The following is a 24,207-nucleotide window of genomic DNA, read 5'->3' on the forward strand; positions in this document are numbered from 1 at the left end:
AGTTGTCCAGTAACAATCTCAAAGGAAACCTCTTGACGAGGTTCATAAATTTACTGGCTATTCGGCACGCTGTTGAGTTCTCAAAGAACACGCGCTCACCGTAGCTCGTCGCTGTGCAGCGACTCGATCCGGGGCTGATGTTCGCCGCGCTCCGTTCCGGTCTCTCTCCGGCCCGTTCCGCGCTGGCAGAGAGAAAGTTACACCCCGCCCAACGCGGAGACAAATCGGGGTCGGGAGGCACGTCTGCGCAGGTAGTACCCCCTGCGGCGACCCTCAAACCGGATCATGTGTGATCGGGACCACTCAGACTAGTTTTCCATGCGGCGTGGACGGCAGGTGCACGGCCACCGAGAGCCCTCCGCCGGGCACCGCCACGGCGTGAGCCTGACCCTCGTGAGCTGCGACGGCGGCCCGCACGATGGACAGCCCGAGCCCGGTGCCGGTGCGCGCGGTCCGGTCCGTGCCACCCCGGCGGAACGGCTCGAACAGCTCCTCCACCCGGTCCGGAGCGATGACGGGCCCGGACGACGACACCCGCAGCAACGTCCACTCGGGGCCGCCTTCGGTGCGCACCTCGATCCACCCGCCGGGCAGGTTGTGCCGCACGGCGTTCTCCAGGAGGTTCCCCGCGATCCGCTCCAGCAACGCCGGGTCGCCGACGGCGGGCGCCGGCGCGGTGAGGAACGAGACCCGCAGCTGGCGCTCCTCCGCCTCCCCCCGCACGGCACGCCACGCGGACTCGACCACGGCGTTGAGGTCCACCGGCTCGCGCACCGCCAATCCCAGCCCATCTGTGCGCGCGAGCAGCAACAGAGCGCTGACCAGCTGCTCGGCCCGTTCGGTGGCGGCACGCACCACGCCCGCCATGCGGCGCAGCTCGGCGTCGTCGGCGTCCGGGTCGGCGAGCGTGACGTCGAGCTCGGTCCGGATCACGGCCAACGGTGTGCGCAGCTCGTGGGAGGCGTTGGCGACGAACCGCCGTTGCGACTCGAACGCCGCCTGGAGCCGGTCGAGCATCTCGTCGAACGTGTCGGCCAGCTCCGCGACCTCGTCCCGGGGACCGGCCAGGCGCAGCCGCTCGCCGAGGGACTCGGCGGACAGCCGACGGGCCGCGTCGGTCACGTCGTGCACGGGCTGGAGCACGCGGCCGGTGATGGTCCAGGCGAGCAGTGCCGCCGCGGCAACCACGCAGAGGAACGCGATCGAGCCGGATCGCAGCACGTCGTCCCGTGCCTGCTCGCCGAGCAGGTCCATCAGCGCGTCAGCCGCGACCTCACGACCGTCGACGACCACGGTGCTGCCCTCGGCGAAGCGGGGCGAGGAGGCGATGACCCGGCCGACGAGCAGCCAGCCGAGCAGGAGCAGCAGGCCGCTGACGAACGCGACCAGTCCGGTCGCGAGGAGGGTGAGCCGCGTCCGCAGCCCGGGTCCGCGCCTGCGGGCCAGCTCAGAGTTCAGCGGAACCTGCCGTGGGCACGCGGTAGCCCGAGCCGACCACCGTGTCGATGATGCCCGGTTCGCCGAGCTTCTTGCGCAGCGTCATCACGGTGACGCGGACGGTCGTGGTGAACGGGTCGGCGTTCTCGTCCCACACGCGTTCCAGCAGCTCCTCGCTGGAGACCACCGAGCCCTTGGCGGCCAGCAGCACCTCCAGCACGCCGAACTCCTTGCGGGTCAGGTCGACGGGCTGGCCGGCGCGGCGCACCGTGCGGCGGGCCGGGTCGAGCTCGACGTCGCGAGCGGTCAGCAACGGCGGCGTGGCCGGGGTGGCGCGGCGGGCGAGGGCCCGGACGCGGGCGACCAGCTCCGGGAAGGCGAACGGCTTGGCCAGGTAGTCGTCGGCGCCGAGGGACAGGCCCGCGACGCGGTCGTCCACGCCGGCGCTGGCGGTGAGCATCATGACCCTGGTCAGGGCGCCCGAGCTGAGGATCTCCTTGCACAGTTCGTCGCCGGACATGCCGGGTAGGTCGCGGTCGAGCACGACCACGTCGTACCGGGTCACGGTCGACTTCTCATGGCCGGTCTCGCCGTCGTAGGCGACGTCGACCGCCATGCCTTCGCGCCGCAGGCCACGCGCGATCGCGTCGGCCAACGGCACCTCGTCCTCGACTACCAGGATCCGCACCCCACAAAGGTGCCACACATCCCTGAGAAGGTGCTTAGCGTGAAGCTGTCGGGCCGCTGTCGAGGTGCTGTTGAGGGGCAAGGCGGGGCGAAGCGGTGGGTGGGGCGGGGTGCGTGGGAAAGATCAAAAGAGTCCTCGCCGGACGGGCAGATCAGCAGGATGACGGGCCGGTGGGTGGGTACGCGCCGGGTCCGTTGTGGTGCGGGTTTCGTGTCATCCCACCGACCTCCCTACGGGCTACCACACGTATCAAGGGGGCAGGCATCGGTGGAGGGGATGGGTATCGGTGCACAGGCCCCCTTGACACGCGCGGTAGGGCGGAGCCAGGTCGGCGGGATGACACGAAGCCCTTCCTTTGGGAAGGGCGTGGGCAAGGGCGTGTCAGTGGACGAGGTCAGCGGTTGCGTTCGACGACGACGGTGTTGGCGGATTGAAGGGCGCGCAGTTGGAGGAGGGCCGGGTGGTCCTCGGCCAGGCGGGCGGCGTTGAGGAGGGTGCGGAGGGCTGCTGTCTCGCCGCGCGCGCGTTCCAGGGATGCTCGGGCTTCCGAGCGGGCCAGGAGTTCGGACAGGGCGGCTTTGCGCAGTTCGGTGGGCATGACGACGTCGCGGACGGCGACTTCGCGCAGGTCGATGCCCAGGTCGGTGGCGCGGGTGGTGACGGCGGCGAGGATTTCGGCGGCGATGGCCGGGCGGGTCGGGTCGACCTCGTCGTGGGTGCGGGTCAGCACGGCGGTGCGCAGGGCGATCTGGGTGGCGAGGTGGAGTTCGACCTCGGGGGTGGCGGCGGCCTGGACGTGCTGGGCCGGGTCGGAGATCGACCAGACCAGGACGAGGGTGACGCGGATCAGGACGCCGTCGGAGGTCGGGATGTCCTGCCAGCCGGGGGTCTGCGACCGGGGGCGGATGTCGAGGTGGCGGACCTGGTGGCGGAAGCTGCGGCGGTGGCGGCCGGGGCCCAGGACCTCGACGAGCTCGCCGTGCCGGAAGACCACACCGCGTTCCCACGGCATGAGGGTGTGCTTCACCGGTCCTCCTCCTGCGTTGCGCGGACCGCGACCCCGGTCGTGGGGCGGTGGGCGGGAGCACGGGGCTCGCAGGGCCCCACGCCCCGTGGTCGACCGGGGTCGCGGCTTGGGTGTCGCAACCCGCCGCGTTGGCAACGCGCCTCTCTGAAAGGTTCGCCCGGCTGCGATCGCGGGACTCGGGTTCGGCAGTGCCGTCCGAGCCGCTGACCGGGCGGGAGGAGGGTAACCGGGCTACTTCTCGACCGTCGCGCCCATTTCCGCGGGCTCGGCGGCGACGACCCACTCGGTGATGCGGCGGGAGACGTCCTGGGCGGTCAGGCCGATGTCGGAGAGGACCTCGCTGCGTTCGCCGTGCTCCTGGAAGGTCTGGGGGATGCCCAGGTCGCGGAGCGGGGTGTCGACGGAGTTGTCGCGGAGGGCGGCGGCCAGGGCCCAGCCGAAGCCGCCGTGCCGGCCGTTGTCCTCGACGGTGACGACGAGGCGGTGGTCGGCGGCGAGGGCGACCAGGTCGTCCGAGACGGGGAAGACCCAGCGGGGGTCCACGACGGTGACGCCGATGCCCTGGTCGGCGAGGCGCTGGGCGGCGGCCAGGCCGAGTTCGCCGAACGCGCCCACGGTGACCAGCAGGACGTCGGAGCCGGAGCGGTGCAGGACGTCGACCTTGCCGATGCGTTCGAGGGCGGGCAGGTCGGGGCCCACGGAGGCCTTCGGGTAGCGGATGACGGAGGGCCCGTCGGAGATGCGGACGGCCTCGCGGAGTTCTTCGCGGAGCGTGGCGGCGTCGCGGGGGGCGGCCACGTGGATGCCCGGGATGAGGCCGCAGATGGAGAGGTCCCACATGCCGTGGTGGGAGGCGCCGTCCGGGCCGGTGATGCCGGCGCGGTCGAGGACCACGGTGACGCCCTGCTTGTGCATGGCGACGTCCAGCAGGAGCTGGTCGAACGCGCGGTTGAGGAAGGTGGCGTAGATCGCGACGACCGGGTGCATGCCGCCCATGGCGAGGCCGGCGGCGGAGGTCATGGCGTGCTGTTCGGCGATGCCGACGTCGAAGCAGCGCTCCGGGTAGAGGCCGGCGAACTTGTCCAGGCCTGTGGGGCCGCGCATGGCGGCGGTGATGGCGACCAGGTCGGGGCGTTCGCCGCCGAGGGTGGCCAGTTCGTCGGCGAAGACGTGGGTCCAGGTGCGCTTGGACGGGCCGATGTTCTCGCCGGTGATGGGGTCGATGACGCCGGTGGCGTGCATCTGGTCGGCCTCGTGGTTCTCGGCGGGCGCGAAGCCGTTGCCCTTGCGGGTGACGGTGTGGACGATCACCGGGCCGCCGAAGGACTTGGCGCGGCGCAGGGCCGACTCCAGGACGGCGTGGTCGTGGCCGTCGACGGGGCCGATGTACTTGAGGCCGAGGTCCTCGAACATGGCCTGCGGGCTGAGGGCGTCCTTGATGCCGCGCTTGGCGGCGTGCAGTGCGGCGTAGACGGGCTTGCCGACGAACGGGGTGCCCTGCAGGGCGTTCTTGCCGCGCTCGAGGGCGCGTTCGTAGCCGGGCTGCAGGCGCAGCGACGAGAGGTGGTCGGCCAGGCCGCCGATGGTGGGCGAGTAGGAGCGGCCGTTGTCGTTGACCACGATGACGACGGGTCGGTCGGTGCCGGAGGCGATGTTGTTCAGCGCCTCCCAGCACATGCCGCCGGTCAGGGCGCCGTCGCCGACGACCGCGACGACGTGCCGCCGCTGGCCGCCGAGCTGGTAGGCCTTGGCCAGGCCGTCGGCGTAGGACAGGGCGGTCGAGGCGTGGCTGTTCTCCTCGACGTCGTGCTCGCTCTCGGCGCGGGAGGGGTAGCCCGAGAGGCCGCCCTTCTGGCGGAGCGTGTCGAAGCCGTCGCGGCGGCCGGTGAGGATCTTGTGCACGTAGCTCTGGTGGCCGGTGTCGAAGACCACCGAGTCGTGCGGTGAGTCGAAGACCCGGTGCACGGCCATGGTCAGCTCGACCACGCCGAGGTTCGGACCGAGGTGCCCGCCGGTCCGGGAGACCTTGTCGACCAGGAAACGCCGGATCTCGTCGGCGAGCGCGGGCAGCTCGTCAGGTCCCAGCCGTTTCAGATCCGCCGGTCCGTGCACGGATTCCAGCAGCGTCACTCGCTCCACCTCGCCCTGTGGTTCGGGTCCCCCGATTCGTCCGGTCAGTCTACGGACCACAGGCTGAGACGCCTGTCAGCGTGCGGGGGTCAGCAGGGCGATGCATTCCACGTGGTGGGTCATCGGGAACGCGTCGAACGCCCTGAGCTGGGCCAACTCGTAGCCGTGCTGGGCGAAGGCGGCGATGTCGCGGGCCAGCGCTGCGGGGTCGCACGCGACGTAGACCACACGGGAGGGTCGGCTGCGTGCGATCGCGGTCACCACGACCTTGCCCGCGCCCTTGCGCGGCGGGTCGAGGACGACGACGTCGGGTGGCAGGTCGGTGAACTCGGGTGATTCGAGCACGGCTTCGGTGCGGCCGGTGTGCCAGCTGATCTGCGGCTGGTCGGAGAGGTTGAGCCGGCCGTCGGCGACGGCGCCGTACGACGACTCGACCACGGCGACGGAGCCGCGGTGGCCGACCTGCTCGGCGAGCACGGAGGCGAACAGGCCGACGCCGCCGTAGAGGTCCCAGGCGCGGTCGCCGGGGCGGCAGTCGGCCCAGTCGCCGACGACCTTGGCGAAGGTGTCCGCGGCGGCGGGGTGGACCTGCCAGAAGCCGTCCGCGCGGAGGTTCCACGTGCGGCCGGCGGCCAGTTCGGTGGCCGTGCCGCTGCCTTGTCGCAGGCGGGAGGGGCCGGGGACGGGGCGGCCCCGGCGGATGATGGGCGGGCCGATCTCGGTGACGTGCGTCCGGCCGCCCGCGTCGCGGGTGACGACGAGCTCGGACTTCGGCGGCCACGTGTGGTGGACCACGTCGTCCAGGGCACCCGGGACGGCGATCACGCAGTCGTCCACGGGGACGACCTGGTGGCTGCGGTGGGCGCGGAAGCCGGGGCGGCCGTCCGGGCCGACGGCCATGCGCATCCTGGTGCGCCAGTCCTCCGGGCCGCCGGGCAGGTCCTCGACGATGACCTCCCAGTCGAGCTTGGCCAGGCGGTGCAGCTGCTCGCTGACCACGGCGGCCTTCAGCTCGCGCTGGGCCTGCCACGACGCGTGCTGCCAGTCGCAGCCGCCGCAGAGGCCGGGACCGGCGAACGGGCACGGCGCCGGCACGCGGTCCGGCGAGGCCTCCAGCACCTCGACGGCGTCGCCGCGGCAGAACGAGCCGCCGGTGTCCTCGGTGATCCGCACGACCACCCGTTCGCCGGGCAGCGCGTGCCGGACGAACACGACGCGGCCCTCGTGCCGGGCCACGCAGTGCCCGCCGTGGGCGACCGCGCCGACCTCGACCTCGATCAGCCGCTGCTTCCAGGTCGCCGTCACTTGCCGTCCTTGTCTTGGCCGCGCTTGTCCAGGCCGCGTCGGATCGCGCCGGGCGCGACCACGTCGTCCTTGTCGGTCACCTTCGAGGATGAGGCCAGCTGCCACGGCACGCTCGTCACCATCACGCCCGGTTGGAACAGCAGCCTGCCCTTGAGCCGCAGCGCGCTCTGGTTGTGCAGGAACTGCTCCCACCAGTGGCCCACCACGTACTCCGGGATGAACACGGTGACCACGTCGCGCGGGTTGTCCGTGCGGACCCGCTTGACGTAGTCGAGGACCGGTTTGGTGATCTCGCGGTAGGGCGACTCGATCACCTTCAGCGGCACCTTGAAGTTCTCCTTCTCCCATTCCCGCACCAGGCGGCGGGTGTCGCCGTCGTCCACGTTGACGGTGACCGCCTCCAGCATGTCGGGCCGGGTGGCCTTCGCGTACGCCAGGGCCCGCAGGGTGGGCATGTGCAGCTTGGAGACCAGCACCATGGCGTGGTTGCGGGCGGGCAGCAGCTTCTGCCGCTCCTGCTGGCGCAGTTCCTCGGCGACCCGGTCGTAGTGCCTGCGGATCGCCGTCATCAGGGCGTAGAGGGCGGCCATCGCGGCGATGGCGATCCACGCGCCGTGCGTGAACTTCGTGATCAGCACGACGACCAGCACCGAGGCGGTGAGCGCCAGGCCGAACGCGTTGATCGACTGCGACCGGCGCATCCGGCGGCGGGCGTTGGGGTCGGTCTCGGTCTTGAGCAGCCGGTTCCAGTGCCGGACCATGCCGGTCTGGCTCATCGTGAACGAGACGAACACGCCCACGATGTAGAGCTGGATGAGCTTGGTGACCTCGGCGTCGAACGCGATGACCAGCACGATCGCGGCGCCGGCGAGGAAGACGATGCCGTTGCTGAACGCGAGCCGGTCGCCGCGGGTGTGCAGCTGGCGCGGCAGGTAGCGGTCCTGGGCGAGGATCGAGCCGAGCACCGGGAAGCCGTTGAACGCGGTGTTCGCGGCCAGGACGAGGATCAGCGCGGTGACCGTGGTGATGAAGAAGAACCCGACCGGGAAGCCCTCGAACACCGCGCCCGCGATCTGGGCCACCATCGTCTTCTGCTCGTAGCCCTCGGGCGCGTTGACGAGCTGGTGCGCCGGGTCAACGGCCATCTTCACGCCGGTGAGCTGGGCCAGCACGATCAGGCCCATCAGCATCGTGACCGCGATCAGGCCCATCATGAGCAGGGTGGTCGCCGCGTTGCGCGACTTCGGCTTGCGGAACGCCGGCACGCCGTTGCTGATCGCCTCCACGCCCGTGAGCGCCGCGCTGCCGGACGAGAAGGCGCGCAGGACGAGGAACACGAACGCCAGGCCCATCAGGTGGTCGTCCCCGGCCCGCAGCTCCAGGCCCGCGCTCTCGGCGCGCATCTCGTCGCCCAGGACGAGGCCGCGGAACAGGCCGTAGCCGATCATGAACAGGACGCCGACCATGAACGCGTAGGTCGGGATGGCGAACGCGCTGCCGGACTCGCGGATGCCGCGCAGGTTGACGGCGGTGAGCAGGACGATCGCGGCGACCGCGAACTCGGCCTTGTGGGTGGCGACGAACGGGATGGCCGAGCCGATGTTCGCCGCCGCCGCCGAGATCGACACGGCGACCGTGAGGATGTAGTCGACGAGCAGTGCGCTCGCCACGGTGAGGCCCGCTCTGCGGCCGAGGTTGACCGTGGCGACCTCGTAGTCGCCGCCGCCGGACGGGTAGGCGTGCACGTTCTGCCGGTAGCTCGCGACCACCGTGAGCATCACGACGACCACCGCCACGCCGACCCACGGCGCCAGCGCGTAGGCCGACAGACCCGCCACCGAGAGCACGAGGAAGATCTCCTCGGGCGCGTAGGCCACGCTCGACATCGCGTCCGAGGCGAACACGGGCAGGGCGATGCGCTTGGGCAGCAGGGTGTGGGCTAGGCGATCGCTGCGGAAGGGCCTGCCGACGAGGAGGCGCTTGGCCGCGGTTGCGAGCTTGGACACGGGTCGAGAGCGTAAGGGGTGGTGACCGGGCGGGCGTCGTCGTCCGGTGGGCGCCGGGTCGCTTGTGACGTGCGTCGCGGGTCCGGGTGGCGGCTCGAACGCGTGGTCACGCGCGTGGCCGGCGCGGTATTCGCTCAGGTGTTCGAGGCGTTGGGCCGTGCGGGACGCGTGCGGCGCCGGACGCACCGCTCTCGTTCACTGATCAGGGACGGTAGGTTCTCCGTAAGCGTCGTTCGGGGAGGCTTTCGTGCACGTGGTGATCATGGGCTGCGGCCGGGTGGGCTCGTCCCTGGCCAAGGCGCTGGAGCGCCTCGACCACCAGGTATCGGTGATCGACAAGGACGCCCAGTCCTTCCGCAGACTCGGCCCGGACTTCCACGGCCAGCAGGTCGTCGGCAACGGTTTCGACCAGAAGGTGCTGATCGAGGCCGGTATCGAGCGGGCGGGCGCGTTCGCGGCCGTGTCCAGCGGCGACAACTCCAACATCATCTCGGCGCGGGTGGCGCGGGAGACGTTCGGGGTGGAGGCGGTGGTCGCGCGGATCTACGACGAGAAGCGCGCCGCGGTGTACGAGCGGCTGGGCATCCCGACCGTGGCGACCGTGCCGTGGTCGACCGACCGGTTCCTGCGGATGCTGCTGCCCGAGGGCACGGCGACCGCGTGGCGCGACCCGTCGGGCACGGTGGCCGTGCTGCCGCTGGAGCTGCACGAGGACTGGGTCGGGCGCACCGTGCGCGACCTGGAGGAGGCCACCGGGTGCCGGGTGGCGTTCGTGATGCGGTTCGGGACGGGTGTGCTGCCGGACTCGAAGACCGTGCTGCAGGAGGACGACCAGGTGTACGTGGCCGCCCTGTCCGGCACCGTGACCGACGTGGCCGCGGCTGCGGCTCACGCGCCCGAGGAGAGCTGAGTGCGTATCGCGATTGCGGGTGCCGGTGCGGTGGGTCGTTCCATCGCGGCCGAGCTGGTGTCCGACGGGCACCAGGTGATGCTGATCGAACGTGACCGCACGCACTTCGAGCCGCACACCGTGGAGCAGGCCGAGTGGGTGCAGGCCGACGCGTGCGAGCTGTCGTCGTTGGAAGACGCGGGGATGCAGCTGTGCGACGTGGTGATCGCCGCGACCGGTGACGACAAGGTCAACCTGGTGGTGTCGTTGCTGGCGAAGACCGAGTTCGCGGTGCGGCGCGTGGTGGCGCGGGTGAACGACCCGGCGAACGAGTGGCTGTTCACCGAGTCGTGGGGGGTGGACGTGGCCGTGTCGACGCCGCGCATCCTGTCCGCGCTGGTGGAGGAGGCCGTGACGGTCGGGGACGTGGTGCGGCTGATGACGTTGCGCCAGGGCCAGGCCAACCTGGTGGAAATCACGCTTCCAGGTGACACACCGCTCGCGGGGTCGCCGGTGAACGGCCTGGCGCTGCCCCGGGACGCCGCTTTGGTGACCATCCTGCGGGGCGGCCGGGTGATCGTGCCGACGCCGGACGACACGCTGGAGGGCGGGGACGAGCTGCTCTTCGTGGCGGCGGCGGACGTGGAGCAGGAGATCCGTTCGGCTCTGGGCTACTGACGCGTCCGGGTTGTCCACAGGCGGTGGAGCTGTCCACAGGCGACGGGTGGGCGGCTCGTTCCCGTCGGTGCCCGCCGGCAGGATGAAAGCAGGGGTCCCCTTGGCGAGGACCCCCGCGCAGCCATTAGGTGGTGGTCTGGTCCAACCACACCAGGTGCACTCGCCGCACGGTCTCATCCGTGCTGATCTCGTACCAGGTCCGGGCATTCTCGGCGCACTCCGAGCTGAGGCGGAAATCGCCCTCGACCGAGTTGGACTCGGCACGGTCTGCGTAGGCCAGGCCATAACCCGCGACCCGGGCGTCTTCACCCTCTCCGTACTCCTCCACGATGGCGAACAACCGGGGCGCGTCTTCGCGCGCCACCTCGTGCATCAGCGCCGTGAAGGCCTTTCCCACGTCGACGGTCCACTCGACTCGGGTCGGCTCGTTCACGCGGTCTTCCTTTCGACGTGGTGGATGAAGTCGGCGAGGTCGTCACCGGTCACGAGGGTGTTGCCCGCTTCTTCGGGAGTGATCAGCCACAGCACCTCCGTTCCCCCGATGGACGTGGGCGGCAAAGGCAGGGGCATGCCACGGTCGACCACGCTCGCGTGGTCGCTAAGCAGCACCACCGGCATTGGCGGCCTGACGAGGAAGTAGGTCAGCGGCATGCCTTGGATCGCCAACACCGGCGTCGGGTCGGCGCCGAACCACGGGTGCCGGGCGACGGCCTCGGCCAAGGTGGCGAAGACCGTGAACACACCGAGGTTCGCCGAGACCGGGGTGAGGATGTTCGGCACGAACCTGCCGGGCGCCGACCACCACCTCCGAACCAGGTCGGCATCGGTGGTCGCGTCCGCGAGCGGCCGCAGGTGCGGGCTCAGGACAGGGGCACCGTCGACCGGATCGGCGAAGCGTCCCCCGCGCCAGATGGCTCCGGGCACGACCGGCCACCCGAGGGCGGCGTAGTCCAGGGCCGCTTGCAAGGTGGCCTGTCGAATATCCGGTGTGCTGCTCTGCACCACGACCTCACTTCCGCCCAGGCGATCGCCATCGCCATCGGTTCGCCTGAGAGGAACGCTAGTTCCCCTTTCCGCGATCAACCCAAAATCTCTGTTGGGGTGTCCTCGGCGCGGTTTCGGATGGGTACTCTGGGCGTATGCGGCAGGACAACGAGGCGACGGTAGGTGAGCGCATCGCCTACTACCGCAAGCGCCAGGGCATGACGCAGGAAGTGTTGTGCGGCTTGGTGGGTGGGCGCACCACCGAGTGGCTCAGGCAGATCGAGAACGGCAAACGGGAGGTGGACAAGCTGTCCACCATCGTGGCCGTGGCCGAGGCACTGCGCGTTTCGCCGTCAGCGCTGCTGCCGGGTCCTTTCCGGACGACAGCGCGGCGCACGGATTCCCTCGGCACCGCCCCGGCCATTGTTCCGGACATCGAAGCCGCGATGTTGCGCTACAACGGCATTTCCCCGCTGCTCGGCGTTCCGGATCGGAAACCGGTCACACCGGAACACCTTCGGATCCGAGTGGAAAAAGCATTCCTGCATTCGCAGACCGAGCGGTGGTCCGACATGGCCCCGCTCGTCCCGGGCATGATCGCGGACGCCTGGCACCTGGTGCACGACGCCGAGGACGAGCGCCAACGGCGGGAAGCGTCGAAGTTGCAAGCCCTGGTGTACCGGGTGACGTCAGGGATGCTGGATCGGCTGGGCGAGCCGCACCTGCCCTGGGTCGCCGCCGAGCGTTCGATGCACGCCGCCGAGGAGTCGGACGACCGGTTGCTGATCGCGGGCGGGGCGTGGCGACTGGCGGTCGTCCTCCGCCACGCGGGCCGGCTCACGGAGTCGACCGACGCGCCCGTCGCCGCGGCCGACGCGCTCCGACGGGATCTGGACGTTCCGGAGTCGTACAGCATGTACGGGTCGCTCATGTTGAAAGGCGCAGTCGGCGCCGCCACGCTCGGCGACCACCGGGCCGCGCACGACTACCTGGGCGAAGCCTCACGGGCAGCGGAGGAGATCGGGGACCGGAACGACTTCTGGCTCGCGTTCGGGCCGACGAACATCGCCATCCACCGCGTCTGGCTCGCACTCGAACTGGGCGATCCGGGTCGAGCCATCGCGGAAGCGGAGCGTGTGCCGTACGACAACCTGCCCCCCGAACTGTCCGAGCGCAGGACTTCGCACCTCATCACCGTCGCCTGGGCCTACTACCTGCGCCGGAAGGACCGCGAAGCGCTGGACGCGCTCACGTTGGCCAGGATGGCCGCCCCGGAACAGCTCCTGTTCACCGGCAGGGTCCACTCGATGCTTCGGGGCATGCTGAAACGCGAACGACGTTCGGTGAAGGCCGACCTGCGCAGGCTGGCGGACTTCGTCGGTGTCGCGGCCTGACCCGGTGGTTTCGAGCAGAACCGCCGACCGGCTCTGTACCTGCTCGGTTGTCCACAGGCGGTGGGAGAGCGGCTCGTTCCCGTCGGTGCACGCCGGCAGGACAAAAGCAGGGGTCCCCTTGGCGGAGACCCCTGCGCAGCAATCGGGTTGTGGCTGGTCAGACCGATGGCCGCACCGTCGGATGGCCGACCTTATCGCGGGTGGTTGATCTCGCCGAACGCCGTTCTGCCGTGCGTCATGATGTCCACCGACACGATGAGCTGGGCTTCGGCCAACAGGTTGGCGCGCTCCTGCGAGCCGAGCGGCCACTGGCGTGCGGCGTCCAGCAGGTTCTGCGCGATGTCGACCGTGGTGGGTTCCCTGTCGAAGAATTTCACGCGACCCCCTCCGAAGACGGCTGGCCACACGACGTGCGCGAACCCATCAAGGTTAGCGATCGGCGCAGTCGCGAGGGGGATCGGACCTGCCCCACCGGGCCGGCTGGTGTGCCGCGGAACCGGTGGGGCGCAGGTCGGATGAGTCAGCGTTCCTCGGCCCGGGCGGGCGCGGGGTTGGGGTTGTCGGTGGAGGAGTCCAGCAGCCGGTCGTAGATGGTCGGCTCGTGGTCGGCCTCGGCTTGGGCGCGGAGGCGTTCCTCGGCGGCCCGGTTCTCCTCCTCCTCGCGGGCGAGGGTGGCTTTCAGGCGCTTGTCCGAGCGGCGCACCGCCCAGACCGTGGCGATCAGCGCCACCGCCATCAGCGGGTAGCCCATGGCCAGGCGCGCCGCCGCCAGCCAGCCCACCGACGCCTCGTCGTAGAGCCACCGCTGCACCACGAACCGCGCCAGGAAGACCAGCGCCCACACGAGGGTGGCGATGTCGTAGTCCCGGACGCTCGCCTTGTCCTTGCGCCACGCCTGGCCCTGGCCGTTGAGGAACGACCAGATCACGCCCGCGAGAGGCCATCTGACCAGGATCGACAGGATGAACCCGCCGCCGTAGACGAGGCTCTGCCAGATGCCGAACAGGAAGAAGCCCTTGGCGTCGCCGGTCCGGTAGGCGATGAACGCGGCGATGCCGACGCCGAAGACCGCCGAGACGGCCGGCTGCACGGAGCCCTTGCGCAGGGCCAGCACGACGCCGATCGCGACCGAGAACGCCAGCGCGCTCCAGATCGCGGGCATGAGCCCGGCGAACGCGTTGACCAGCACGAACACCACGACGGGCAACGAGGAGAACAGCAGGCCGCTCACGCCGCCCATCTGCTCGAGGAGGGTGGGCTGCTTCTCGGACTCGTTCACTTGTGTCATGAAGCGTTCTGCAACTCGTAGTAGGGGTTGTAGAGCACCTTGCGCCCGTCGCGCACCGCGATCCGGCCTCTGGCCTTGATGGTGCGACCCGGCTCGATGCCCGCGATCCGACGACGGCCCAGCCAGACCAGCGTCACGCCCTCGGTGCCGTCGTACAGCTCCGCCTCCAGGGTGGCCGCGGCGTCACGGGGGCACAGCTCCACGCTGCGCAACCGGCCCAACACCGTCACCTCTTGCCCGGACTTGCAGTCGCACGCTCGGATGGCCCCGACGGCCTCGGCTTTTCGAGACAGGTCGTCGGCGTCCAACTCGCTGACGTCGGTGGTCAGCCGACGCACGAGGCGGCGCCAGTAGCCACCCCCAGTACCAGTCATCCCCGACTCCTGGAATGCGCGGGGCCTCGACGACGAAGCCCGTCCAACAGCCAGCGTAACCGGGTGCACCCGACCGGGTATCCGACTGGGGGAGGATCTGCCGTCATGAGCTCGTCACGTGCCGTTCTGCTGCCGGGCACCGCCTCCGACGAGGTGTTCGTGTCCTCGGTGTTCGCCCGCCCGCTGGCCGAGGCCGGGTTGGTGCTGGTCGCGCCCGCGTCACGGGGTGTCCGGGAGCACGTCGAGGCGTTGGACGCCGCCTGGGACGGCACGCCGCTGGTCGTGGGCGGGGTGTCGCTGGGCGCGCACGTGGCGGCGGCGTGGGCGGTGCGGCACCCCGAGCGGTGCGCCGGTCTGCTGGTGGCGCTGCCCGCCTGGAACGGCCCGGCGGACGGCGCGCCCGCGGCGTCGGCGGCACGGGCCAGCGCCTCGGTGGTGGAGTCGGAGGGCGTCGAGGCCGCGTTGACCGGCGTCGACGGGTGGCTCGGCGACGAGCTGCGGCGGGCGTGGCCCCGGTACGGCTCGCGGCTCGCCGACGTGCTGCGGGAGGCCGCCGGGTCGTCCGCGCCGACGGTGGCCGAACTGGCGGGGCTCACGGCGCCGGTGGGGGTCGCCGCCTGCACCGACGACCCCGTTCACCCCGTGGAGATCGCCCGGACGTGGGTCGGAGCGCTCCCCCGTGCCGCTCTGCGCACGACGACGTTGGCGGCGCTGGGCGCGGACCGGGAGTCCCTGGGCCGCGCCGCGCTCGACGCCTACCGCTCCGCGTCGGCGGCGGACTGGCTGTACTAGCTCTGCTGCTGCGCCTGGATGTGCCGGGCGATGGCCTCGGGCAGCTCGATCGGCAACGGCGTGCGCACCGGCATCGCCTGCTCGCCGCGCACCACGACCGTGTCCCGCATCAACGCGTAGAGGGCCTCGGTCGCCTGGGCGCTCTGCTCCTCCGTCGGCGCCGCCGCGATGCCCCGCAGCATCCACCGCGGCCCGTCCACGCCGACCACCCGCAGGTGCACCTCGTTGTTGCGGGCGGTGATCTCCTCGCCCCACTCGCCGTTCTCCCGCAGGATCCGGAAGCCGTCGCTCTTGAACTGGGCGATCATCTCGCCGCTCACGTCCGGCCACAGCCGGTCCTGCTTCGGCGCGGCGAACGCGCTCACGGTGAGCTGGCCGACGGTCGTCAGCAGGTGCACCGCCCGCACCGCGCCCGCCGGGTCCATCTCCACCTGCAACTGCACGCCCTCGGGCACGGGCAGCCGGATCGAGCCGAGGTCCAGCCGGTTCAGGCCGTCGTCCGGGGCCCACGTCGAGTCGAACGGCCCGTCCTCGACCTCCTCCACGCCGTCGAACTCGACCTCGGGTTGCGCCGTCCCCCGGTTCGCGGAGTGCCTACCGCGCTTGCGGCGCTTTCCGAACATCGCCTTCACCCCTCCGTCCGGGCGAGCACGTCGTGCCCGCCTGTAGAGCCGTAGCCGCCCGCGCCCCGTGCGGAGTCGGGCAGCTCGTCGACTTCGCGGAACACCGCGTGCTCCACCTTCTGCACCACCAGCTGGGCGATCCGGTCACCGCGCGTCAGCACTACGGGCTCGCGCAGGTCGTGGTTCACCAGGCACACCTTGATCTCGCCCCGGTAGCCCGCGTCGATCGTGCCCGGGGTGTTGACCACGCTCAGGCCGACGCGCGCGGCCAGGCCGGAACGCGGGTGCACGAACCCCGCGTACCCCTCCGGCAACGCGATCGCGACACCAGTGCCTACCACCGCGCGCTCCCCCGGTTCGATCACCACGTCGGTGGTGGTCACCAGGTCGGCGCCGGCATCACCCGGTCGGGCGTAGGCCGGGAGCGGCACGGCGGGATCGAGCCGGGACAACAGGACCTCGACGCTGGGCACGGCGCGCGAGACTACCCTGGTGGCGTGAGCGAGACTGCTGTGACCGCCCCGATCGCGTTCCGCGAGCGGTTGTACGTGCCCTGGTGGGGTTGGCCGCTGCCGCTGGCCGCGGCCGTGCTGCTGGCCGCCGAGATCCACATGGGGTTCCCCGGCGTGCGGTCGTGGCTGCCGTACGTGATCACCGTGCCGCTGGCCGTGCTGCTGATCGTGCGGATGGGCTCGGCGAAGGTGGAGGTGTCCGGCGGCGAGCTGCGGGTCGCCTCGGCGCACGTGCCGCTGGAGCTGCTCGGCGAGGTCGAGGTGTTCGACTCGAAGGACAAGCGGAAGGCGATGGGCCCGAACCTGGACCCGATGGCGTTCGTCACGCACCGGGGTTGGGTCGGGCCGATGGTGAAGGTCGAGCTGCGCGACCCGGCGGACCCGACGCCGTACTGGCTGTTCAGCGTGCGGTCGGCGGAGGAGCTGGCGGCGTTGCTGCGCGATCGGTGACGTGGGTCGGCAACGGGGACTGGGCGCCACCCCGGCGGTGGGGGTGAGCGCCCAGGTCTGGTCGTAGGTGCGTGTTCGGTCGTGCCGCGGCGCCGGTCGTGCGGTGGCGCCGTGCCGGTCGATCCGGCGGTGGTGCTGGTCGTGCGGTGTCGTGCGGGTTCGTGCCCGGTGGACGTGCCTCAGGCGCAGTCGCGGCAGATGTACTGGCCGTTGACTTCCTCGGCCAGCCTGCTGCGGTGGTGCACCAGGAAGCACTTCGAGCACGTGAACTCGTCCGCCTGCTTCGGCAGGACCTTGAACGTGAGCTCCTCACCGGACAGGTCGGCGCCCGGCAGCTCGAAGTTCTCGGCGGTCGCGTCCTCGTCGATGTCGACGACCCCGGACTGCGTTTCATTGCGCCGCGCCTTCAGCTCCTCGAGGGAGTCCTCAGCGAGTTCGTCCGCCTCGCTGCGACGCGGTGCGTCGTAGTCGGTCGCCATACTTCTTTCACCCCTGCGGTCAACGGAGACTGTTCGTGTCGCTGGTTAACGCACCAGCGCCCCTATTTGTGCCCTCCGTCCCCAGTGACGGAGGTCTCGCTCGTGCGGCCGGGCGCCAACCCCCTGTTCGTCGACGCTTTCCGGTGTCCGGCGGTGCGCGGAGCGCCGAGAGGGTAGCTCATTGATCGGGCGGTCGCGCAGCGGGTTCCCCCTAATTGAGCAGACGGGTGACAGGCCCTTCCCACGCTGGCCAGATAGGCTTGGACGGGCACCACCCACCCGGTCCTCCCGTGCTCCGCCGCCAGACCAGGGCGTTGACCGTCCGCGACCGGGTGATCGCACCCCGCCACAACCCCGCCCGAGACGCGGGGCGGTGAGGAGCGGCATAGCCTGATCACTGTCAACACTGCGCCAGGGGAGGTCGACGGACGTGGGACGACCCGGTACGGGGAGCAGCGGGTCGTCGCGGTACCGGAAGCGGCGACCGTTGCCGGCGCTCGTCCTGTTCCTGGTGCTCGCCGTGACCGCCGTCGTGGTGTGGAACCGCGTGCTGACGGACGCGGGCGACGTGGACGCGGCGATCAAGTGCAACCCGCCCGGCGGGGTGCCGGCGCCGTCGTCGGGCGCGCCCGTCGCGCCGGCGGCCGAGCCGGTGCCCGCGTTGGGGACGGTGCTGGCGCACGACGCCCTGGACCGGACCGACCCGGTGCCGGTCGGCAGCGTGCAGTTCCGCGTGTTCAACGCGAGCACGCAGCGCAACCAGGCGCGGTTCGTGGCGACGACGTTGGCCGAGCTGGGCATGAAGCAGGCGGCCGAGCCGGGCAACGACCCGGTGTACCCGGCGCAGGACATGGACTGCCGCGGCCAGATCCGGTTCGGCGCGCCCGGCGCGGGCGCGGCGCGGACGTTGAGCCTGGTCGAGCCCTGCCTCGAGCTGGTGCGCGACGAGCGCCAGGACGCGACGGTGGACGTGGCGATCGGGCAGAAGTTCAGCGAGGTGAAGCCGAACAGCGACGCCCGCAAGGTGCTCGACCAGCTCGCGGAGTGGGCGATGCAGCAGCCGGAGCAGCAGGGCGGCCAGGCCGCCGAGGGCTCCACCCCGCTCTCGTTGAACGCCGACAACCTCAAGGGCGCCCGCGACATCACCTGCTGACCACGCCACCCCGCGCGTGTCGAACGCTCAGCGCCCGCGGGACGCGGAGGTTCGACACGCGGGTGGTCAGACCTTGCCGAAGCCGCACTCCACGAGAGCGGTGAAGAGGGCGTCGGCGATGCCCGGCGCGGCGGCGAGGGTGGCGTCCGCGCCCAGCTCCGGGGCCTCACCCGCCAGGTGGACGACCGCGCCCGCCTCACGGGCCACCAGCGCGCCCGCCGCCCAGTCCCACCGGCCGAGGCCGTGCTCGGCGTAGGCGTCCAGCCGGCCCGCCGCCACGGCGCACAGGTCCAACGACGCCGCACCGGCCCGCCGCATGTCCCGCACCCTGGTCGCCAGGCCCGCCCACGCGTCCGCCTGCCGCTGCCGCCGCTCCGCCCGGTAGGCGAAGCCGTAACCCAGAAGGGACAGGTCCAATCGGGTGGCGTCGGAGACCCGGAGCCGCCGACCGTCCAACCAGGCCCCGCCGCCCCGCGCCGCCGTCCACACCCGACCGCCGACGGGTTCCACCACCGCACCGGCCACGGACTCGCCGTCGACCTGCGCGGCGATCGACACGGCGTACTGGGGGATGCCGTAGAGGTAGTTCACGGTGCCGTCGATCGGGTCCACGACCCAGGTCAGGCCCTCCAGGGCGGCGCTGCCGCCCTCCTCCTCCCCGATTACGGGCTCACCCGGCCGCAACTCGGCGAGCCGCTGCCGGACGAGCTGCTCGGCCGCGCGGTCGGCCGCGGTCACCACGTCGGTGGCGCTGCTCTTGGTGTCGACATCGGTCACGGCGGCATCGCGCGTGGTCACGACCAGCTCGCCCGCCTCGCGGGCCACGAGCACGGCGACATCGACCAATGAGCGCGGATCGAAACGCAACTGTTCCTCCTGCGTCACTCTCACGGGACTATCGGAGACCTGCAGGCTAATGTCTGCGGCCACGGTTACTGAATCGAGTAGGAAGGGCCACGGGGATGGGCATGACCCGCGGGTTCGGCGTGGACATCGGCGGTTCCGGCATCAAGGGCGGGCTCGTGGACCTCGAAGCGGGGGCGCTGGACGGTGAGCGCCTGCGCATCACCACGCCCCAGCCGTCGACCCCGGACGCGGTCGCCGACGTCGTCGCCGAGATCGTCGAGAAGTTCAACTGGGACGGTCCCGTCGGCGTCACCCTGCCGTGCGTGGTGAAGCACGGTGTCGCGCACTCCGCCGCGAACGTCGACAAGGGGTGGATCGGCACGGACGCCGCGGCGCTGTTCGCCGAGCGGCTCGGCCGGCCGACCGACCAGGTCGTCGTCCTCAACGACGCCGACGCGGCCGGCATCGCCGAGATGCGGTTCGGTTCCGGTGTCGACCGGGACGGCCTGGTGGTCCTGCTGACGTTCGGCACGGGCATCGGCAGCGCCCTGTTCCTGGACGGCAAGCTCGTGCCCAACACCGAGTTCGGCCACCTCGAGGTCGACGGCCACGACGCGGAGAAGCGCGCCGCGGCCTCGGTGAAGGAGGACAAGGGCCTGACGTGGGCCGAGTGGACGCCCCGCGTGTCCCGGTACATCAACGTGCTGGAGGACCTGATCTGGCCGGACCTGGTCATCGCGGGCGGCGGTGTCAGCAAGAAGGCGGAGAAGTGGCTCCCGCTGCTCGAGGTGCGCACCGAGGTGGTGGCCGCCGCGCTGAAGAACGACGCGGGCATCGTGGGCGCCGCCGTGGCCGCCGCGCAAGGTCTCCGGCACTGATTTACGCGGCGTTCCACCTGCGAGAACGCGTGCCGGACCACCTCGGATGACGCCGGGGGGCAACGGCACGCGATTCTCGTCGTTACAATGGAACGGTGCCCCGCTGACGAACGATCCGGCGGGGGATCCCCCGTACTCAGGCGACCGAGGTTCGCGCCCTTCGGTCGGCCTTGATCGACAGTCGCGAAAGGGCGTACGTGGCAGCCGCGAAGACGACTCAGGCAGCTAAGGCTGACGCCGAGGAGACGCCCAAGGCCACCTCGGCGAGGAAGGCCCCGGCGAAGAAGCCGGCGGCGAAGACCGCCGCGGCGGGGAAGACGGCCACGCGGGCGCCGCGCAAGACGGCCGCCAAGGCCGCCGCTGCCGCGCCTGGCAAGGTGAAGAAGGACGGCGAGGAGCCCGAGGACCTCGAAGGCGCTCCAGACGCCGAAGACCTCGTCGACGACGTCGAGTTGATCGACGAGCCGGTCGAGGAGGAGCCCGCCGAGGAGGAGGCCAAGCCCGGCGAGGGCGACTTCGTCTGGGACGAGGAGGAGTCGGAGGCCCTGCGGCAGGCCCGCAAGGACGCCGAGCTCACCGCCTCGGCCGACTCGGTCCGCGCCTACCTCAAGCAGATCGGCAAGGTCGCCCTGCTCAACGCGGAGGAGGAGGTCGAGCTCGCCAAGCGCATCGAGGCCGGCCTCTACGCCGCCGAGCGGGTGCGCCGCGCCGAGGACGAGCAGGAGAAGCTGACCCCCCAGATGCGCCGCGACCTGCGGTGGATCGTGCGGGACGGCGAGCGGGCCAAGAACCACCTGCTGGAGGCGAACCTCCGGCTCGTGGTCTCGCTGGCCAAGCGCTACACCGGTCGTGGCATGGCGTTCCTGGACCTGATCCAGGAGGGCAACCTCGGCCTGATCCGCGCGGTGGAGAAGTTCGACTACACCAAGGGCTACAAGTTCTCCACGTACGCGACGTGGTGGATCCGCCAGGCGATCACCCGCGCGATGGCCGACCAGGCCCGCACCATCCGCATCCCGGTGCACATGGTCGAGGTCATCAACAAGCTGGGTCGCATCCAGCGCGAACTGCTCCAGGACCTGGGCCGCGAGCCCACCCCGGAGGAGCTCGCCAAGGAAATGGACATCACCCCGGAGAAGGTGCTGGAGATCCAGCAGTACGCCCGGGAGCCCATCTCGCTCGACCAGACGATCGGCGACGAGGGCGACAGCCAGCTCGGTGACTTCATCGAGGACTCCGAGGCCGTGGTGGCGGTGGACGCGGTGTCGTTCACGCTGCTGCAGGACCAGCTGCAGTCGGTGCTGGCGACGTTGTCCGAGCGCGAGGCGGGTGTGGTGCGGCTGCGGTTCGGCCTCACCGACGGCCAGCCGCGCACGCTGGACGAGATCGGCCAGGTCTACGGCGTGACGCGCGAGCGGATCCGGCAGATCGAGTCGAAGACGATGTCGAAGCTGCGCCACCCGTCGCGGTCGCAGGTGTTGCGCGACTACCTGGACTAGTACCCGGGCTGAAGATCACGCAGAGCCAGGGCCCCTCGACCGTTCGGTCGAGGGGCCCTGGTTTTTGTGCGCTTCTTCACCCGAATGGCCGCTGCCGTCGATCACTCTCCGTGGTGTTCTGGATGTGGCGCGGCCGCCGGGGGGCGGCACGGGGCGCGCCGAAGCAGGGGGAATTCGCATGAGTGAACGTCGCACTGAAGCACGCCTTTCGCGCCTGGCCTCGGCCGAGGCGTTGGACCGGCAGCCGTGGCCGGAGCACGTCAACAACGGCGAGGAGGGCGACTACCCGCACGTCGCCAACTACAGCAAGGGCCTGCCGCACGACGAGGCGGGCGAGGTGCGCCCGGAGGCGTACAACACGCTGCTCAGGGCCCTGTCCACGGGTCGGACGGAGGACTTCGAGCGCATCCCGCTGGGCCGGGGCGTCAAGCTCACCAACCCGCAGGCCGGCCTGGCGTTCGACCTGGAGGGCCCGGACCCGCAGTCGCTGGCCCTGCCGCCCGCGCCGCGCATCGACAGCGCGCGCAACTCGGCCGAGGCGGTCGAGCTGTACTGGATGGCGCTGACCAGGGACGTCCCGTTCGGCGAGTACGACCGGCACCCCTTGATCGCGCAGGCGGCCGACGAGCTGTCGCGGTTGAGCGACTACCGGGCGCCGAAGGTCGACGGCCGCGTCACGCCCGCCACGATCTTCCGCGGCGGCACGCGCGGTGACCTGCGGGGACCGTTCCTGTCGCAGTTCCTGCTGCGCGACATCCAGTACGGCACGCTGCGCGTCCAGCAGCTGCACGACACCGTGCGGCCGAACCGCGACTTCCTGACCGACTTCGACGCGTGGCGCGCGGTGCAGGAGGGCGCGACCACCAAGCCGATCAAGCGGGACCACGTCAACCGCCGGTACCTGCGCAACGGCCGTGACGTGGCCAACTACGTGCACTTCGACGCGTTGTACGAGGCCTACCTCAACGCGGCGCTGATCCTGCTGGACCTGGGCGCGCCGGTCGACGCGGGCAACCCGTACCGGCACTCGGCCAACCAGGTCGGCTTCGGCACCTACGGCGCGCCGCACCTGTTGTCGCTGGTGACCGAGGTGGCGACGCGGGCGTTGAAGGCGATGTGGTTCCAGAAGTGGTACGTGCACCGCAGGCTGCGGCCGGAGGCGTTCGGCGGCCGGGTCCACGCGCACCTGTCCGGGATGCGCGACTACGCCATGATCGACCGCGAGGTGCTGGACTCGGAGGCGGTCAAGCTCTCCTACGAGAAGCACGGCTCGTACCTGCTGCCGCAGGCGTTCCCGGAGGGCTCGCCGACGCACCCGTCCTACGGCTCGGGTCACGCGACCGTCGCCGGCGCGTGCGTCACGGTGCTGAAGGCGTGGTTCGACGAGTCGTGGGTGCTGCCCGACCCCGTCGTGGCCAACGCCGACGGCACCGCCCTCGTGCCCTTCACCGGTGGCGAGGCGCTCACCGTGGGCGGCGAGCTGGACAAGGTGGCGGCGAACATCGCGACCGCCCGGAACATGGCCGGCGTGCACTGGCGGACCGACTTCACCGAGGCCGTGCTCCTGGGCGAGGCGGTCGGCATCGGGATCCTGCGGGACCACGTCCGGGTCAACCACGAGGACGCGTCGTTCGGCCTGACCCGGTTCGACGGGCGGCGCCTGACCATCTGAACGGGCGGTGAAGCGGCCCGTGAACCGGACGGATCATGTCCGGATCGTGGAACGCGAGGCCGTGTTCGCTCTGGGCTGACCAAAGTGTTACCCGTCACAGCGCCGCCGGCCGCGAACCGCCCTTCTGGAGCATCAAGGGTGCGTCGAACGCCGTATTCGCAGGTCGGAAATCCGTTGCCACGACAGCGGAACGTGAGCACGGGCGGATCGAACCGGTGGAACCGACAGGTTCCGACCACCCGGGCGCCGGGTAAATGAGGAGTGACGCGGGTCGCCACGGTCAGGGGAACACTGACTTCCGCCCGAACGTCTGCAAGAGTGAAGGCAGCGAACACGGCGCACCCGCCAGATGCGAAGTGGTCGCAGCTAGGTGTGAGGGCACCGATCCCCGGTGCCGGGACGGAGGGAGATTTCCATGACTACGACGCTCACCCGCCCCGCGTTGACCGCTGCCGACCGCTGCGACCGCTGCGGGGCTGCTGCCCAGGTTCGCGCCGTGCTCCCCTCCGGGGGCGAGTTGCTGTTCTGCGGGCACCACGCCCGTGAGCACAGCACCAAGCTGCGTGAGCTCGCTGCCGAGTTGCAGCAGGGCTGAACACCACGGGTCCCAGGCACGGGACCCGTAGCACCCTAGCCGTCCGGGGCGGGGATCCGAGAGGATCCCCGCCCCCCTCATTTCGGCGGACGCGCTCGCCGTGGTCTCGCCGATACTGGTGGTGACGGACGCGGGCGGGAGTGGTGCGTGGTGATCGAGTCGGTCGACCTGGTGGTGGCGGCGCTGGCCGCCGGTGCGGTGGCGGGCGTGACGGACACGGCCTCGACCGCCGTGAAAGACGCGTACCAGGGCCTGAAGTCGCTGACACGGCGCGCGTTGCGCCGCGGTGGGGTGACGGAGGTGCCGACCGATCCGGAGGAGTTGACGGCCGCCCTGACGGCCGCGGACGCCGGGTCGGATGTCGAGCTGGTCGCCGCCGCACGCGAGGTGTTGGCGCTGGCGGACCCCGACGCCGCGGCCAAGTACCGCATCGACGTGCACGACAACCAGGGCGTGCAGGTCGGCGACGGCAACACGATGACGCTGAACTTCGGCCGCGAGTAGCTCC

26 protein-coding genes are annotated in these 24,207 nt (G+C 70.9%); 11 read left to right on the plus strand and 15 right to left on the minus strand.

The window, feature by feature from the left end; translation table 11 throughout:
• Positions 1 to 303 precede the first annotated feature (303 nt).
• From AB0I91_RS34355 to AB0I91_RS34380, 6 genes are all read right to left on the minus strand, one after another.
• Positions 304 to 1,458, minus strand: coding sequence for a sensor histidine kinase (locus AB0I91_RS34355; protein WP_498774096.1), 1,155 nt, complete (start codon positions 1,456 to 1,458; stop codon positions 304 to 306).
• Positions 1,448 to 2,125: a response regulator transcription factor gene (locus tag AB0I91_RS34360; protein WP_230566547.1), complete on the minus strand. Its 678-nt coding sequence runs from the start codon at positions 2,123 to 2,125 to the stop codon at positions 1,448 to 1,450. Before AB0I91_RS34360 ends, AB0I91_RS34355 begins: the two co-directional genes overlap by 11 nt.
• A 394-nt stretch (positions 2,126 to 2,519) precedes the next feature.
• Positions 2,520 to 3,152 (minus strand): slipin family protein, encoded by a 633-nt coding sequence (locus tag AB0I91_RS34365; RefSeq protein ID WP_499640647.1) that lies wholly within the window; start codon positions 3,150 to 3,152, stop codon positions 2,520 to 2,522.
• 231 nt (positions 3,153 to 3,383) lie between these two features.
• Positions 3,384 to 5,282 carry a 1-deoxy-D-xylulose-5-phosphate synthase gene (gene dxs / locus AB0I91_RS34370; RefSeq protein WP_498774068.1) on the minus strand — a complete coding sequence of 633 codons (1,899 nt, stop codon included), beginning with the start codon at positions 5,280 to 5,282 and terminating at the stop codon, positions 3,384 to 3,386.
• Between the two features lie 75 nt (positions 5,283 to 5,357).
• On the minus strand, positions 5,358 to 6,587 hold the full coding sequence (locus AB0I91_RS34375; RefSeq protein WP_499615107.1) for a class I SAM-dependent RNA methyltransferase: 1,230 nt from the start codon (positions 6,585 to 6,587) through the stop codon (positions 5,358 to 5,360).
• On the minus strand, positions 6,584 to 8,593 hold the full coding sequence (locus tag AB0I91_RS34380; RefSeq protein ID WP_499640649.1) for an APC family permease: 2,010 nt from the start codon (positions 8,591 to 8,593) through the stop codon (positions 6,584 to 6,586). Before AB0I91_RS34380 ends, AB0I91_RS34375 begins: the two co-directional genes overlap by 4 nt.
• Positions 8,594 to 8,840: 247 nt before the next feature.
• On the opposite strand from AB0I91_RS34380, the gene AB0I91_RS34385 reads away from it, so the two are divergent.
• On the plus strand, positions 8,841 to 9,503 hold the full coding sequence (locus AB0I91_RS34385; RefSeq protein ID WP_498774062.1) for a potassium channel family protein: 663 nt from the start codon (positions 8,841 to 8,843) through the stop codon (positions 9,501 to 9,503).
• Complete coding sequence (locus tag AB0I91_RS34390; protein ID WP_053717165.1) at positions 9,504 to 10,160, plus strand: potassium channel family protein; 657 nt, start codon at positions 9,504 to 9,506, stop codon at positions 10,158 to 10,160.
• Positions 10,161 to 10,284: 124 nt separating this feature from the next.
• Here AB0I91_RS34390 and AB0I91_RS34395 read toward each other — a convergent pair whose 3' ends face one another.
• Both AB0I91_RS34395 and AB0I91_RS34400 read right to left on the minus strand, forming a co-directional pair.
• On the minus strand, positions 10,285 to 10,593 hold the full coding sequence (locus AB0I91_RS34395) for a hypothetical protein (protein ID WP_499640651.1): 309 nt from the start codon (positions 10,591 to 10,593) through the stop codon (positions 10,285 to 10,287).
• Positions 10,590 to 11,165: a bifunctional DNA primase/polymerase gene (locus AB0I91_RS34400; RefSeq protein ID WP_498774058.1), complete on the minus strand. Its 576-nt coding sequence runs from the start codon at positions 11,163 to 11,165 to the stop codon at positions 10,590 to 10,592. The genes AB0I91_RS34395 and AB0I91_RS34400 overlap by 4 nt, the downstream gene beginning before the upstream one ends.
• A gap of 134 nt (positions 11,166 to 11,299) precedes the next feature.
• Here AB0I91_RS34400 and AB0I91_RS34405 point away from each other — a divergent pair, with 134 nt between their 5' ends.
• A complete protein-coding gene (locus AB0I91_RS34405; RefSeq protein ID WP_499640653.1) occupies positions 11,300 to 12,538 on the plus strand; it encodes a helix-turn-helix domain-containing protein in 1,239 nt (412 codons plus the stop codon).
• Between the two features lie 191 nt (positions 12,539 to 12,729).
• Here the strand turns inward: AB0I91_RS34405 and AB0I91_RS34410 are convergent, their stop codons facing one another.
• The 3 genes from AB0I91_RS34410 to AB0I91_RS34420 form a co-directional block, all read right to left on the minus strand.
• The gene (locus AB0I91_RS34410) at positions 12,730 to 12,915 is read right to left on the minus strand and encodes a hypothetical protein (protein ID WP_498774054.1); all 186 of its coding nucleotides are present in this window, start codon (positions 12,913 to 12,915) and stop codon (positions 12,730 to 12,732) included.
• 143 nt (positions 12,916 to 13,058) lie between these two features.
• Positions 13,059 to 13,826, minus strand: a complete 768-nt coding sequence (locus tag AB0I91_RS34415; RefSeq protein WP_499615095.1) for a DUF3159 domain-containing protein — start codon at positions 13,824 to 13,826, stop codon at positions 13,059 to 13,061.
• Complete coding sequence (locus AB0I91_RS34420; RefSeq protein WP_033437072.1) at positions 13,823 to 14,200, minus strand: OB-fold nucleic acid binding domain-containing protein; 378 nt, start codon at positions 14,198 to 14,200, stop codon at positions 13,823 to 13,825. Before AB0I91_RS34420 ends, AB0I91_RS34415 begins: the two co-directional genes overlap by 4 nt.
• Positions 14,201 to 14,305: 105 nt before the next feature.
• Here AB0I91_RS34420 and AB0I91_RS34425 point away from each other — a divergent pair, with 105 nt between their 5' ends.
• The gene (locus AB0I91_RS34425) at positions 14,306 to 14,992 is read left to right on the plus strand and encodes an alpha/beta fold hydrolase (RefSeq protein WP_498774049.1); all 687 of its coding nucleotides are present in this window, start codon (positions 14,306 to 14,308) and stop codon (positions 14,990 to 14,992) included.
• On the opposite strand, the gene AB0I91_RS34430 is transcribed toward AB0I91_RS34425, so the two are convergent.
• The gene (locus tag AB0I91_RS34430) at positions 14,989 to 15,615 is read right to left on the minus strand and encodes a DUF3710 domain-containing protein (protein WP_498774047.1); all 627 of its coding nucleotides are present in this window, start codon (positions 15,613 to 15,615) and stop codon (positions 14,989 to 14,991) included. The two genes, AB0I91_RS34425 and AB0I91_RS34430, sit on opposite strands and share 4 nt — an antisense overlap.
• 5 nt (positions 15,616 to 15,620) lie before the next feature.
• Positions 15,621 to 16,088 (minus strand): dUTP diphosphatase, encoded by a 468-nt coding sequence (dut, locus tag AB0I91_RS34435; RefSeq protein WP_053717169.1) that lies wholly within the window; start codon positions 16,086 to 16,088, stop codon positions 15,621 to 15,623.
• Positions 16,089 to 16,112: 24 nt separating this feature from the next.
• On the opposite strand from dut, the gene AB0I91_RS34440 reads away from it, so the two are divergent.
• Positions 16,113 to 16,577: a DUF3093 domain-containing protein gene (locus tag AB0I91_RS34440; RefSeq protein ID WP_498774045.1), complete on the plus strand. Its 465-nt coding sequence runs from the start codon at positions 16,113 to 16,115 to the stop codon at positions 16,575 to 16,577.
• 179 nt (positions 16,578 to 16,756) lie between these two features.
• Here AB0I91_RS34440 and AB0I91_RS34445 read toward each other — a convergent pair whose 3' ends face one another.
• Positions 16,757 to 17,056 (minus strand): DUF4193 domain-containing protein, encoded by a 300-nt coding sequence (locus tag AB0I91_RS34445; RefSeq protein ID WP_053717171.1) that lies wholly within the window; start codon positions 17,054 to 17,056, stop codon positions 16,757 to 16,759.
• Between the two features lie 430 nt (positions 17,057 to 17,486).
• Here AB0I91_RS34445 and cei point away from each other — a divergent pair, with 430 nt between their 5' ends.
• Positions 17,487 to 18,209, plus strand: a complete 723-nt coding sequence (cei, locus tag AB0I91_RS34450; protein WP_498774043.1) for an envelope integrity protein Cei — start codon at positions 17,487 to 17,489, stop codon at positions 18,207 to 18,209.
• A gap of 66 nt (positions 18,210 to 18,275) precedes the next feature.
• On the opposite strand, the gene AB0I91_RS34455 is transcribed toward cei, so the two are convergent.
• Entirely contained in the window at positions 18,276 to 19,076 is an 801-nt protein-coding gene (locus AB0I91_RS34455) for an inositol monophosphatase family protein (protein WP_499640655.1), read from the minus strand.
• Positions 19,077 to 19,171: 95 nt separating this feature from the next.
• On the opposite strand from AB0I91_RS34455, the gene ppgK reads away from it, so the two are divergent.
• From ppgK to AB0I91_RS34480, 5 genes are all read left to right on the plus strand, one after another.
• Entirely contained in the window at positions 19,172 to 19,933 is a 762-nt protein-coding gene (gene ppgK, locus AB0I91_RS34460) for a polyphosphate--glucose phosphotransferase (protein WP_499615089.1), read from the plus strand.
• A gap of 170 nt (positions 19,934 to 20,103) precedes the next feature.
• Positions 20,104 to 21,432: an RNA polymerase sigma factor gene (locus tag AB0I91_RS34465; protein ID WP_211363475.1), complete on the plus strand. Its 1,329-nt coding sequence runs from the start codon at positions 20,104 to 20,106 to the stop codon at positions 21,430 to 21,432.
• A 178-nt stretch (positions 21,433 to 21,610) separates the two neighbouring features.
• Positions 21,611 to 23,104 carry a vanadium-dependent haloperoxidase gene (locus AB0I91_RS34470; RefSeq protein WP_498774037.1) on the plus strand — a complete coding sequence of 498 codons (1,494 nt, stop codon included), beginning with the start codon at positions 21,611 to 21,613 and terminating at the stop codon, positions 23,102 to 23,104.
• A 415-nt stretch (positions 23,105 to 23,519) separates the two neighbouring features.
• Positions 23,520 to 23,699 (plus strand): DUF7455 domain-containing protein, encoded by a 180-nt coding sequence (locus tag AB0I91_RS34475; protein ID WP_015800348.1) that lies wholly within the window; start codon positions 23,520 to 23,522, stop codon positions 23,697 to 23,699.
• A gap of 147 nt (positions 23,700 to 23,846) precedes the next feature.
• Positions 23,847 to 24,203 (plus strand): RIP homotypic interaction motif-containing protein, encoded by a 357-nt coding sequence (locus AB0I91_RS34480; protein ID WP_498774035.1) that lies wholly within the window; start codon positions 23,847 to 23,849, stop codon positions 24,201 to 24,203.
• Positions 24,204 to 24,207: the final 4 nt, after the last annotated feature.

The sequence above is a fragment of the Actinosynnema sp. NPDC049800 genome, from assembly GCF_040656635.1.
GTDB lineage: Bacteria > Actinomycetota > Actinomycetes > Mycobacteriales > Pseudonocardiaceae > Actinosynnema.

Excerpts from the sequence above, each read along its gene's own strand:
- AB0I91_RS34475 (WP_015800348.1), top strand. The coding sequence starts at position 23,520 with ATGACTACGACGCTCACCCGCCCCGCGTTGACCGCTGCCGACCGCTGC.
- AB0I91_RS34415 (WP_499615095.1), bottom strand. The coding sequence starts at position 13,826 with ATGACACAAGTGAACGAGTCCGAGAAGCAGCCCACCCTCCTCGAGCAG.
- AB0I91_RS34445 (WP_053717171.1), bottom strand. The coding sequence starts at position 17,056 with ATGGCGACCGACTACGACGCACCGCGTCGCAGCGAGGCGGACGAACTC.
- ppgK (WP_499615089.1), top strand. The coding sequence starts at position 19,172 with ATGGGCATGACCCGCGGGTTCGGCGTGGACATCGGCGGTTCCGGCATC.
- AB0I91_RS34425 (WP_498774049.1), top strand. The coding sequence starts at position 14,306 with ATGAGCTCGTCACGTGCCGTTCTGCTGCCGGGCACCGCCTCCGACGAG.
- AB0I91_RS34405 (WP_499640653.1), top strand. The coding sequence starts at position 11,300 with ATGCGGCAGGACAACGAGGCGACGGTAGGTGAGCGCATCGCCTACTAC.
- AB0I91_RS34420 (WP_033437072.1), bottom strand. The coding sequence starts at position 14,200 with ATGACTGGTACTGGGGGTGGCTACTGGCGCCGCCTCGTGCGTCGGCTG.
- AB0I91_RS34430 (WP_498774047.1), bottom strand. The coding sequence starts at position 15,615 with ATGTTCGGAAAGCGCCGCAAGCGCGGTAGGCACTCCGCGAACCGGGGG.
- AB0I91_RS34470 (WP_498774037.1), top strand. The coding sequence starts at position 21,611 with ATGAGTGAACGTCGCACTGAAGCACGCCTTTCGCGCCTGGCCTCGGCC.